Origin of the sequence: Wolbachia endosymbiont of Wuchereria bancrofti (assembly GCF_002204235.2) — a bacterium.
In the GTDB taxonomy this organism is placed as follows: Bacteria; Pseudomonadota; Alphaproteobacteria; order Rickettsiales; family Anaplasmataceae; genus Wolbachia.
This window is the reverse complement of record NZ_NJBR02000016.1, coordinates 1-11,156: the sequence shown is the minus strand read 5'-3', so window position 1 is coordinate 11,156 and position 11,156 is coordinate 1. Positions and strand designations below refer to the sequence as shown.

Here is an 11,156-nt window from a genome sequence, read left to right as displayed (position 1 = left end):
CAGCACAGACGCTGGGCGCAATTCGTCATCTCGCGATTCATCTGCGGTATCTCTAGATCCCGCTAACAAGTAGCAAGAAATTTATTAAATAGAAAAAAAGGTAAAAGATATCCCCTGGCAGATAGTGTTTACTCTCTAATCCTACAAATTGGCGTACTATACTGTCTTAAATGCTTTATAAGAACGTTCCAGCTTATATAGGTAAAAACCTAGAGATGTTGTAAAGATATAAGGGTGCATGTAGTACAAAAAATAAAACATAAGACGCTAACTACGTGATACTTTGTCATTTAGTCTGCATAGATTGAAAATAACTGAATACCTTCAGTACTATGGAAATTAGCAAGGTTTATCAAGTAGTTTTTTGCATTTCTGTGAGCTATCTAGCTTATCAAATCACAAATGTTCGTAAGTTGTTTGTGCGACGCTGGGATGGCTTTGTTGCTTCCATAGTTTCTATTTTGTAACTAAAAATGCTTCCCTCTTTTAGAGTACTGTATATAACACGGTTGTTTCGCAGTATATTGCGAGTTACTTCAAATAAAATCCCCAATAGCATGATCTACAAGGAGGCTTTATGGATAAGAAATTTTTCTGTTCATCCCATTGTTAATAAAAAACATAGGAGAAAACGGTGTATTTTCTGGTTATGTGGGTGTCTTTAACATAGTCGATAAACAAATGACCTAATCTTGTCTGGAGCATTTAAAGAGAATTTGAACAAAAATGAGATAAAGCTCCTCTGGCAGCACAACCCTGGTGGGCCTATAGGCAATATTATAAAATCTGTAAAAATGATGTTGGGTTGTATATAACTGTGCGTTTGCTTTTAGGTATTCAAAAAGCAGAAGAGGCTTACTTAATACTTAAAACTGGGGTAATTAACGGACTTTTGATTGGCTATATCATAAGATATAACATTGACCATGAGAGCGGAGCTCTGGTGTTGAAACAAGTAGGAACTACAGGAAGTCAGTTTGATCACTTTTCTGCAAATTTAGCTACCCAGGTAGTTAACGTAAAAAGTTAGGGAATAGACAAGAAATGTTGGTAGGAGCAATAAAAAAAGGCAAATGATGTGCTTACAAATATGCATATTTCTATTTAAGATTTGTTAAGTGGGTAGCACTTTGTCTACTTAACATTAAAAATGTTCAGGTCAAATTTAACATCTGTATTAATGCTTATTTAATTTTTACACTAGTATATAATTTTGTTACTATTTCTGGTGATTGTTGGTAAAATTTAGCTTGAAGAAAGTTTTTAGAATTGAAAAAAATGAGGTAATTTTATGCTTGGCACAAGTAATGAAATTAATATTAAAAGGGAGGAAGAAGAATATAGCTGAATCTACCGTGTTTGCTTGGTTGTACCTAAAAAAAGATTGAGTAGATATTGCCAAAGAGATGAAATAAATGAGCAGAAAATATTCTATATTGTAATAAAGCTACTGCAAATAATGGAGTTTAAGCTAATAAGCTTACAACAGTAAATGCAGGTGTTCAAGTTGATTTGATACTTCAAGTGAAGTAATGAGTAAAGATGGAGGGGTTAAAACTGAAGAAAGTAACGAATTTACTGATGGAATCTACTTTGGCAGTACTGAAGGTAGTGGGCTAATTGATAATGACTATTCTAATATAGAAGGAGTAAGTACAGAGGAAAATGAAGCATTAGAAGAACAGCTAGGGGATATGAGTCAGGAACTAGAACTCGAACGTTTGCAAAATGTTTCCTTAAAAGAGGAAAGTAGAGAATTGTAGTCTATAATTGAAAAATTTTAAAAGGGTTATAAGAAATTAACAGAAGCTACAGGCAAACGAGAAGATGAACTAATTGAACACAACATAGAACTTGTAAATAGAACAAGAAAGCTTTTGGTAGAGTGGAGGAAAAAGACAGGAAATAAGTAGTTTAACAAGGTGAAATGAAGAATTAGAACAAGGTAAGAAAACAATAAAAGGTAAAGTTGATGAACAAACAGCAAACTATATATGATCAAGAAGAAAGGGTCGGAGAGCAGGATGCTTTAATTAAATCACTTGCTGATGAAAAATGAGGCTGTTAAGAAGGGTAATGAAGTCTACAAATACAAATAACGAAACTTGAAGATAAAGTTAGTGGGTTAGAAGGTAAGATTAGTAACTTAGGTTGTGATAAAGAAGCTCTATAATCAAATGTGAATATACTGACTGCTCAATTGCAAAGTGCTCAAGAACCTCAACAGTAATTGGAGGAAGGGAATAGAGATTTAAATAATCAACTAAGCTATGTAAAGGAAGAGAATCAAAAGATATTAGCCAAGAAGCTAACTTGAATAAAGAAAATGAAAGATTAGCGTAATGTGAATGCAGATTAATTAATCAAGTAAAAACATTGGAGGAAGAAAAGAGTGGTCTCGAACAACAAAAACGACAGAGTTAAGATGAACTATAAGCAAGAATGCTGAATTAGAAAGTAAAGTAAGTGAATTGCGAAAAGAAAAAGCTCAACATGAAAAGCAGTTAAAAGCTATGGAAGAAGCATGCAAAACGTGTGAGGAAAGTCAATTAAATACTGTTAAAAAAGAGAAAGAGGACTTAGAAAATGGATCTGCTGAGTTACAAAAACAAGTGCAGACTTTAAAGGAAGATAAAAAAATGTGCAAAAAAGATTGACTAAAATATCTAGCCAAAAGGGTGTAGATCTGGCAAAAAGTAAAAAAGATATTAGCAAGTTTGAAACTGCTTCGTCTAATCAAAAAAAAGAATGGGAGGCAGATTCAAAGAAAAAAGCTGAGGAAATAGAAAGGTTGAAGACATTAAAGAAGAAATCAGATGAGGAATTACAAGAAGCCATAAGAAAACTTGCTGGGCAAGAAAGGTCAGTTAAACACCTGGGAAGCAGAATGAAAAAAGCAAGAGATGTTGCAGTATCATCTATTGCAGCACATACAGAGGCACTTCATGAGAATTTGATATAAAGGATCAACAGATTGAAAGTTCACTAACTGAAGATGCACAATGAGATGGGAAGTAAAAGGGAAAGATACACGAGGACAAACAGAAATTCAAAAGCCAGATATAGGAGATGTGGATAAAGTATCTATCATGAAATCAATTACTGATCCGTGTAACTTACTAAAAAAGCCTTTGCAGGGTCTTGGACGTTTCTTGTCTGATCGGAATATGGATTTAAAAAAGAATTTCCCTGAATTGAGAGAAAAGAATTTTCTTCTCAACTTCTTGAGAGAAACTGTAAAATTTCTCTCAAATAAACAAGACAATAAACTTCAAGATAGTGGATTACTTAATTTATTTAAAGATAATTTAAAAAATTTAATAAGAGAAGTTATAGAAGGTAAGGTTAAAGAAGTAGTGATTGACAAGGGTAATAAGTATTGTCAGGTTAGCAAAAACACAGATAAAGAGTTACTTGATGGTATTATGTGCAAGAGTAAATTAAAAACCAAATTGCTACACTCTGTTAAGTGATATATAAAGAAATTAAGATTAAATATAAAAGACATAATAATAGTAATGCTAGCATGAATAAGTTTTATAATGAAAGAAGTAATAGTAAAAATCCATCAATCCTGCTAGTATATTTGTGCTGCCACCGAATAATGTAAGAGTAGTAGGACATGGATAATAAAAATTGCGACAGGCAAAAATTAGAGTAAACTTTTAGCATAAAGCATCAGCTCCTTTTTTGTTAAAGTGTAGGAGCTATCTTCCCAATGTTGTCTTAGTAATTTTAAGTTCCTACCTAAATTTTTTCCTGGCTGGTAACCTATATTTATCAAATCATCGCCAGATAAAGGAAGTTTCGGGATGTTAAGCGCCTGAGCAAGTGAAATGTACTCATCGACATTTGCTCCGGACTCAACACCACAAACTTTTACTAAATCGCAATATAATTCCTTGCCAAGTAAAGATATATATTTCCTTTGTTCTTTTTCTGTAAGCTCTGTTTTGATATTATTAGATAGTAAAAATAATAGCTTTTTCTTTTGCTTGTTTGAAAGGCGTAAAAACTTACTTACGTATTCTCCAAGGCTCAGCCTGTCATTTTTTTCAGTAGTCCTAAGAAGTAACGCTAATTTTACTAGTGCATCAGTGCCAAAAAGAAATGCTGAAGACAGAATTTCGCATTTTACCTCTTTTGGGATAATTTTTTGTAAAACATCAGATTTTTGCATACTCTTAAGTGTTGGAACCGGAGCATCATACTCCAGCAATTTAAACATTTCATCTCTTATTCTCTCTCCAGATAGGTTATAAATCTTGTGCGCGTGCTTTTTGCATACATTCAATATTTTATCACTCAGATCTCCAATGCATATTTTTGCATGAAAACGAAACGCTCTTAAAATGCGCAGATAGTCTTCTTTAATTCTATCTTCAGCGTTGCCTATAAAATTTAATCTTCGTGCTTTCAAGTCCTGAGTACCACCAAAGTAGTCATATATATGGCCGTACTTGTTTGCATATAGAGCGTTGAATGTAAAGTCGCGTCTTGAAGCATCAGCTTGCCAATTATCGGTAAATTCTACTTTTGCATGCCTACCATCACACTTAATATCATGCCTTAGCGTTGTGATCTCAAAGGACCTTTGACTTAAAACTGCAGTGATAGTTCCATGTTTTAAGCCGGTTGGAATAGCTTTTATATTATGAAATTTTAATGCTTCAATTACTTGACTGGGCAGTAAATTGGTGGCTAAGTCAATGTCGTGAACTTTACGCTGCAGAATTGAATCTCTCACACACCCACCAACAAGCCTCACCTCACCACCAAATTTCTCTATGGCATCAATAATTAAACTAGTTTTATGATCAACTTGCATTTGGGCTAGTGTGTATTGTACTCATATTACTGAAATTTTGCAAAAAAGCCCTATATAAAAACATATAGAGTTAACAAGATTTTACAGGCTGCTGCTTATGAAATGTTTTTTCTATCCTTGTTTCTTTCATACCATATCTTGGTAAGCCGAAGGATTTTGTTCTTCAGAGCGTTTCATACACTGCTCTACCCGTTTTATAACATCACTAATTTCTCCATTAAACTTTCTGCTAATGACTTATCAAACGCTTCTTCAACCCCTACTTTCTGACGGCTACCCTTTGAAAGGTTGTAATATTCGAGATCTCATCTAGCTGAAGTTTTTTTGCTAATAGAAAATCTTCTTGCTCTTGCTTTGCTAAACTTTTACTTCTATCAAACAATGGTTCAAAATGAGCATCACCTTTGTTTATTATGTGCATGGTAGATTGATTATTAATAGTTTGGACTACCTGTTTATATACTACCTGAAGAACTGATAAGGCTATGTGTGCGACCTACGTCGCCAAGACCTCACATATTTTCTAGCAATTTATTCGCTTCAATCGGAGTTAATTTTTTAAAGCTCTTTGGCAAGTGTTCCATAGAATTTAGAGACCATTATTACTTGCTTAACATTTGCATTAAACCCATCCTCATCCTGAAATATCCATCTTTGCAAAAACTTAAAATACAACCGATTTTCGATTCAAAGGTGCAATTTCATGCCATACTTTCCACAAAGTATTCTACCTTCAACTTCAGGATCACCCCATCTACTATTATCCAAGATGTTTTTTACATAGTTATCTGCAGTTTCAATGCGAATATTATCACTACTATCGTAGCTGCTTGCAATTGCACTTTGAAACCATTCTGGCAGATTTTTTGCGCAAATTCTTTACAGTCTTTTCGCAACTGCTCTACAGTAACTTTGATTCCCTTCTGCTGTCCCAAGCTTTATTTGAATGAGGTCAAAAAAACAATTTCCATTACCAATTGCTTGCCCTACATGGAAATTATCAGGGTAGGGGCTACTACTTGAAAGAGTTATTTCTTACCCTGAGCTCTTGAACCTTTTCGCACTTTCAATGTCTTGAAAATCACTTAGTAGCTTCCGGTTTTTGAGCTGTGGTCATAGCTTCTCATCTTAAACTATATATTACTATACCAGTAAAATTGTTAATAAGTAACTAATTAAGTATAGCAAAAATTCTTAAATCATGTAACAATTGTGGTTTTATATGGTAAATATGAGCTTTAACTGTGGCATAGTTGGGTTACCGAACATAGGAAAATCAACTTTATTTAACGCGCTTACACAATCAAGTGCAGCTGAAGCTGCAAATTACCCCTTTTGTACAATCGAACCAAATATTGGCAAGGTGCCAATAAGAGATCAGCGTTTAAAGCAAATCGCAGCAATTGCTGGTTCAGAAAAGGTAATCTACAATCAACTAGAAGTCGTGGATATCGCAGGTCTGGTAAAGGGTGCGAGTAAGGGTGAAGGGCTCGGTAATAAGTTTTTGAGTCATATCAGAGAAGTTGACGCCATCGTTCATCTGCTTAGGTGCTTTATGGATGACGGTGTTAACCATGTGTATAATGAAATAGATCCAATATCAGATGCTGAGGTAGTGGAAATGGAATTAATTTTGGCTGATATTGATAGCATAGAAAAGAGGCTACCTCAATTGGAAAAGAAAGCAAAGCAGGGTAATGAGGAGCTAAAGAGGCAACTTGATTTGATGCAGGAGGTTTTAGCTACTTTAAAACTCGGTAAACCTGCAAGAAGTTTAGAATGTAGTGATAGAAATGAAATGAAATCACTTCAATTGCTGACGGCAAAGCCTGTTATGTACGTCTGCAATGTTGAAGATACAAATATTATAACGGGTAATGAACTATCTCAAAAGGTGAAAAAAATAGCAGAAAAGAACAAAAATGAATTTTATTGTATCTCGGCAAAACTTGAGTCAGATATTGCAAATCTTGAAAGTGAGGAGGAAAAACAGAGTTTTTTATCAGAATTTGGCCTGCAAGAATCGGGACTTGATGGAGTAGCGCGTATTATGTATGAAGTGCTAAGTATGATAACCTTTTTTACTGTTGGCCTCAAAGAAGCACGAGCGTGGCCAATAAAAATAGGGTCAACGGCTGGTAAAGCAGCTGGTGTAATTCACACTGCTTTTGAAAAAGGTTTTATAAAAGCAGAAGCGATAAGTTTTGCAGATTATGTAAAATATAGAAGCGAATCGGCTTGCAAAGACGCAGGTAAAATTCGCTTCGAAGGCAAGGATTATATTGTACAAGACGGTGATATAATGCACTTTAGGTTTAATGTTGTAGCAGCCCCTTGCTGAAGGGAAAAAACTCCTTTTTCTACAGTTATTTTTTCATCAATGTTAGATACACCAATGATAATATTCTCATGTGGCTGTGTGTCCTTCTTTTTCTTATACAGTGTTTGTTGAACTAGACATTCTCTAAAACTTCATGTAAAGCTTTACCTTTTATAGACACAGCCTAGTTTTGCTCAGCTAGTTCTAGAATGTCCTTTAGTTCAATATTTTTACCATCAATGGGTAACTTCCTAATGCTCGTTTGATCAGGATTTATATTTAAAACAGCAAAATAGTTAAGGCCTTTTTCAGACTTATCTTTTGCACCTTAACTAATTTCGATGTTACATATTGCAAGTTCTGCGAAAGAGTAGTTTTTCTGCTGTTTCTCATTCTTCACAATTATTAGTATTCTTTTACCCTTGCTGTATATTTTTACTCTTTATAAATAGAACCGATTATGTCCTGGGCATACTACGTGATATTTATTAAAGAAAGCAGCCAAATCACTATTTAAAAATTCTTTTGCATCATGCTCTCCTTTATTAACTCTATCCAAATAATATTTATCTTCTCTATAAACTTCTCTTTAGCTTGAACATCACCACCAGCGTGGCAACAAAAAGGGAAACGTTCTTATTTCTTCCATAGTATTTTGCTATTTTGTTAAATGGATTTGCCTCTTTACCTTCATTATAATTCATGTCATACTAAGGATAATTAAATGGTCCACTTGAGAAATTTAAATTGTCAAAACCTGATAGTATGCTTTATACCTCAGGATTATTATCAAATTTATGCTTGTCTTAAGAAACCCCTTGATCAGTTTCTCTTGTAAAGCAATGTTGACATCTGTATTTTCCGCAGAAGATTTAAATCCCTTGAACCATTCAAATAACCCCATATCATACCTCTTTCAATTATATTAAAATTAGTATATCTTAATGCTAGTGCACTGTAAATGCTAAAATTTATGTGTATTAAAACTAAGTAAATTAGCATAAATTTTGTATTGTTTGCAACTTTATCACCTTATTATGCAATATTATTAAAGAACTAGTTGAGCAGATGTTATGAGCAAATTTAATTCCATCTACAAACTCTCCGCTTGTTACTCCAGTTGCAATGAACACTGACTCACCTTTCGCCATATCTTTTATAGAGTAGATTTTTTCTAGGTCATCAATATTCAAAATTTTTGCTCTTTCTTTTGACTGATCTGTGTCAAATATTAATCTTCCCTCCATTTGTCCGCCTATTGAACTTAACGCTGCAGCTGCAAGCACTCCTTCTGGTGCTCCTCCTATGCCAATATATATATCATGGCTGCCATTAATTAATGAAACTATAGCAGCAATATCACCATCATCTATCAATTTAACTTTTGCTCCTAACTTCCTGATTTTTAGTATTAAATTATTGTGCCTCTCACGTTTAAGTATAGTTACTGTAAGATCATTTACTTTACATTTTTTTGCTTGGGCTAGATTGTCAAAATTTTTTTCAACACTATTTTTTAGTGAAACTACACCTATTGGAAGATCTTTTCCTACCGCTATTTTTTCCATATAGATATCTGGTGCATGTAAAAAGTCACCTTTTTTCGTTGCAGCAAGAACAGACATTGCACCTTGTTTATAGTGAGCACAAATTGTAGTACCTTCAAGTGGGTCAACAGCAACATCGATCTCAGGACCATTTCCAGTGCCAACCTTCTCTCCAACATATAGCATCGGTGCTTTATCTCTCTCACCCTCACCAATTACAATTGTGCCATTTATTTCCATCGAATTTAGTACCGTCCGCATTGCATCAACTGCAACCTGATCAGCCTTTTTTTCATCACCTAAGCCCACCAATTTATATGCGGCAAGTGCTGCAGCTTCAGTTACTTTAATTAACTTATATGCTAGATTTTCCATCATTTACTCGAGAACTAAGCATTCAGTATATATCATGCCATTTGAGACTGCAAGATGCCTTGACTAATTATATTGTAAGGAGGCCATTCATCAGGAGACTTACTACTAAAACATGCAACTGAAAATGATAACTCACATATTAAAAATCTTCTCCTTAACAACAGACTTACTCTCCTCTCAACAAGAGCGAATAACTGCAGCGTTAACCAAGGAAGAGGAGCAAAACATATCTGATATTGCAGGTAATAAAACGGAAACTAACTTGGCAGATTCTGATGACTCTAGAGATGCCAATTTACCATGCTATACGATAAGATAAAGTTCATAGCCAAAAGCCTTGGAATAGAGGCTCAGAAGTTTTATGAAGAACTAAAAAAAAAGGGGAAGTAACAGATGAAAAAAATTTTGACTCACTTATAGATGCCATCAGTTTAGAAGGCAAGATATTTCAAGCGATTATAGTATATTTCTAAGAGTTATTGAATTGTTTGCACAGTTAGACATTCAAGTTAAGAGAAGCTCTGGCAGTAGAACTATGGTTGGGCATGGCTGTAACAAATAAACAGCCTGAAGTTGTAAAGATATTTTTAGAAAGTGGTAAATTTGATGAAGAGGAAAAATTATATGCTTTGAATAATGCTATTGTTCAGGGAAATATTCAAGAGTTTGAGGTATTTTAAGATTATATAGATCATGCGAAAATACTAAAGGACTTCGATATAGTTCCTTGCAACGAAAAAATTGACATTATGAAGGTGCTTTTAGATAACAAGAGATTTATTGAGGGAGAAAAGATTGATGCTCTGAGTAATACTTTTATAGATGATAGTCTACCAAAGGTTAGGCTACTTTTAAAAGTATATGATAGATATATTAAAACTAATATAAAAATCTTCTAGAAATAATTACAGAAAGTAAATTCTCGCTTAAGAAAGAGTTTAAAATAGATTCTGAATTTAAAGTTGGTTTTGACAATTCTGATCACACTCTAAATACCTCTCAAACTGAGTAATAATTGCACTGCTTAGATTAGCAATAAACAAAAAGAGAAGCAAAACACATCTGATGCAGAAAAAAATGGGGCAGAATCTAGCAGCAGTAATAAAGATAGTGTAAAAACTGTTGTGCTAAGTGGCGATTTTATTAGACAATTATAAACTCTATAGCATGAGACCTTAGCTCTGAAAGCTTACAACTAAAATTAAGTAAGCAAAGAATTAGTCTTCAAAGTAAGTGTGAGTAAGGTTGCTGTGTTAGGAAATGCATTATTGGATCATGCAATTAAACACAATCAAAAGCATTCAAAAGTTATAAAGTTTCTCTTAGCAAATGGGGTGACCACCATCAATGCAATCGGCCAAGAAGGAAGATATTATGTTAGTAAATTGAAGAGACAAATCTATAAAGTGAGTTGTACGTATTATACCGACAATTGAGGGATGATGCATTTTGTATTGCTACTGCGGAACGTAATTCTATAGCAGCAATGGTGCTCATACGGAATGATTAAGAAAGAATTGCATCGCATGAATCAGCAGTAAATGGGGGTGGGATGCCTGTAATAACAGAAACTGATCAGGCTACTATACTGCTGAATATAGAAGAAATAAACCGTAACCCAGTGGAAATGTTGATAATAAACCAGTGTCTCCTATATCAAAAAAAGAAACAAATGCTGGCCAATTACCAAATGGAAAAGAAACTAAATATAAAGAAAATAAGGAGTATTTTTATACCTCATTAAAGAATGATGCTATTGGAGTTGTGATTACAGGATTATTCATCACCGCTGCTGTGATGGTTTCATCTGTTTTAGTTGCGATAACTACTATACTACATGCAATAATTTCTACGTTACCAAGTTATAGAGAGATGGAAGGAAATAGAGTTGAACACGTAAATTCACAAGCTATAAAAATATAGAATATAATCCAATGTTCTTCCTCTGTTCTTCCTCTTGTCATCCCAATGTCAAGCATATAGCTATACGAACAGTAATCGTTTACAAATTGTGGAAATGAATAAAGAATTAAGCAGTAACAGTTATTAGATTCTGTTCCTTTTGAAAGGAATTTTGGCCATTTAG

At 34.0% G+C, this 11,156-nt stretch carries 13 protein-coding genes; 10 read left to right on the top strand and 3 right to left on the bottom strand.

Annotated elements, in window-relative coordinates:
- Nucleotides 1-692 precede the first annotated feature (692 nt).
- The 6 genes from CCY16_RS06865 to CCY16_RS01030 all read left to right on the top strand — a co-directional run bounded on the left by CCY16_RS06865 (nucleotide 693) and on the right by CCY16_RS01030 (nucleotide 3,473).
- Nucleotides 693-815, top strand: coding sequence for a hypothetical protein (locus CCY16_RS06865; protein ID WP_369323923.1), 123 nt, complete (start codon nucleotides 693-695; stop codon nucleotides 813-815).
- A 2-nt stretch (nucleotides 816-817) separates the two neighbouring features.
- Nucleotides 818-1,030, top strand: a complete 213-nt coding sequence (locus CCY16_RS05945) for an HK97 family phage prohead protease (protein WP_245800676.1) — start codon at nucleotides 818-820, stop codon at nucleotides 1,028-1,030.
- Nucleotides 1,031-1,532: 502 nt separating this feature from the next.
- On the top strand, nucleotides 1,533-1,763 hold the full coding sequence (locus CCY16_RS01045) for a hypothetical protein (RefSeq protein ID WP_088414284.1): 231 nt from the start codon (nucleotides 1,533-1,535) through the stop codon (nucleotides 1,761-1,763).
- A gap of 708 nt (nucleotides 1,764-2,471) precedes the next feature.
- Complete coding sequence (locus CCY16_RS01040; protein WP_088414283.1) at nucleotides 2,472-2,657, top strand: hypothetical protein; 186 nt, start codon at nucleotides 2,472-2,474, stop codon at nucleotides 2,655-2,657.
- On the top strand, nucleotides 2,642-2,962 hold the full coding sequence (locus CCY16_RS01035; protein WP_088414281.1) for a hypothetical protein: 321 nt from the start codon (nucleotides 2,642-2,644) through the stop codon (nucleotides 2,960-2,962). Before CCY16_RS01040 ends, CCY16_RS01035 begins: the two co-directional genes overlap by 16 nt.
- A 40-nt stretch (nucleotides 2,963-3,002) precedes the next feature.
- Nucleotides 3,003-3,473, top strand: coding sequence for a hypothetical protein (locus CCY16_RS01030; RefSeq protein ID WP_088414279.1), 471 nt, complete (start codon nucleotides 3,003-3,005; stop codon nucleotides 3,471-3,473).
- Nucleotides 3,474-3,652: 179 nt separating this feature from the next.
- On the opposite strand, the gene CCY16_RS01025 is transcribed toward CCY16_RS01030, so the two are convergent.
- Nucleotides 3,653-4,828 carry a CCA tRNA nucleotidyltransferase gene (locus tag CCY16_RS01025; RefSeq protein WP_088414277.1) on the bottom strand — a complete coding sequence of 392 codons (1,176 nt, stop codon included), beginning with the start codon at nucleotides 4,826-4,828 and terminating at the stop codon, nucleotides 3,653-3,655.
- Between the two features lie 1,231 nt (nucleotides 4,829-6,059).
- On the opposite strand from CCY16_RS01025, the gene ychF reads away from it, so the two are divergent.
- Nucleotides 6,060-7,169 carry a redox-regulated ATPase YchF gene (ychF, locus tag CCY16_RS01020; RefSeq protein ID WP_088414285.1) on the top strand — a complete coding sequence of 370 codons (1,110 nt, stop codon included), beginning with the start codon at nucleotides 6,060-6,062 and terminating at the stop codon, nucleotides 7,167-7,169.
- A 721-nt stretch (nucleotides 7,170-7,890) separates the two neighbouring features.
- Here ychF and CCY16_RS05480 read toward each other — a convergent pair.
- Nucleotides 7,891-8,052, bottom strand: coding sequence for a hypothetical protein (locus tag CCY16_RS05480; RefSeq protein WP_179946015.1), 162 nt, complete (start codon nucleotides 8,050-8,052; stop codon nucleotides 7,891-7,893).
- 91 nt (nucleotides 8,053-8,143) lie between these two features.
- Nucleotides 8,144-9,070 carry a class II fructose-bisphosphatase gene (glpX, locus tag CCY16_RS01015; protein ID WP_088414273.1) on the bottom strand — a complete coding sequence of 309 codons (927 nt, stop codon included), beginning with the start codon at nucleotides 9,068-9,070 and terminating at the stop codon, nucleotides 8,144-8,146.
- A gap of 124 nt (nucleotides 9,071-9,194) precedes the next feature.
- On the opposite strand from glpX, the gene CCY16_RS01010 reads away from it, so the two are divergent.
- The 3 genes from CCY16_RS01010 to CCY16_RS01000 all read left to right on the top strand — a co-directional run bounded on the left by CCY16_RS01010 (nucleotide 9,195) and on the right by CCY16_RS01000 (nucleotide 10,993).
- Nucleotides 9,195-9,389 (top strand): hypothetical protein, encoded by a 195-nt coding sequence (locus CCY16_RS01010; protein WP_143696892.1) that lies wholly within the window; start codon nucleotides 9,195-9,197, stop codon nucleotides 9,387-9,389.
- 226 nt (nucleotides 9,390-9,615) lie between these two features.
- Nucleotides 9,616-9,750 (top strand): hypothetical protein, encoded by a 135-nt coding sequence (locus CCY16_RS06605; protein WP_281250489.1) that lies wholly within the window; start codon nucleotides 9,616-9,618, stop codon nucleotides 9,748-9,750.
- A 964-nt stretch (nucleotides 9,751-10,714) separates the two neighbouring features.
- Entirely contained in the window at nucleotides 10,715-10,993 is a 279-nt protein-coding gene (locus tag CCY16_RS01000; RefSeq protein ID WP_179946014.1) for a hypothetical protein, read from the top strand.
- The last annotated feature ends 163 nt before the right edge of the window (nucleotides 10,994-11,156 follow it).

Coding starts and splice junctions, on each gene's coding strand:
- glpX (WP_088414273.1), bottom strand. CDS start 9,070: ATGGAAAATCTAGCATATAAGTTAATTAAAGTAACTGAAGCTGCAGCA.
- CCY16_RS05480 (WP_179946015.1), bottom strand. CDS start 8,052: ATGGGGTTATTTGAATGGTTCAAGGGATTTAAATCTTCTGCGGAAAAT.
- CCY16_RS06605 (WP_281250489.1), top strand. CDS start 9,616: ATGGCTGTAACAAATAAACAGCCTGAAGTTGTAAAGATATTTTTAGAA.
- CCY16_RS01025 (WP_088414277.1), bottom strand. CDS start 4,828: ATGCAAGTTGATCATAAAACTAGTTTAATTATTGATGCCATAGAGAAA.
- ychF (WP_088414285.1), top strand. CDS start 6,060: ATGAGCTTTAACTGTGGCATAGTTGGGTTACCGAACATAGGAAAATCA.
- CCY16_RS01045 (WP_088414284.1), top strand. CDS start 1,533: ATGAGTAAAGATGGAGGGGTTAAAACTGAAGAAAGTAACGAATTTACT.
- CCY16_RS01030 (WP_088414279.1), top strand. CDS start 3,003: ATGAGATGGGAAGTAAAAGGGAAAGATACACGAGGACAAACAGAAATT.
- CCY16_RS01010 (WP_143696892.1), top strand. CDS start 9,195: ATGATAACTCACATATTAAAAATCTTCTCCTTAACAACAGACTTACTC.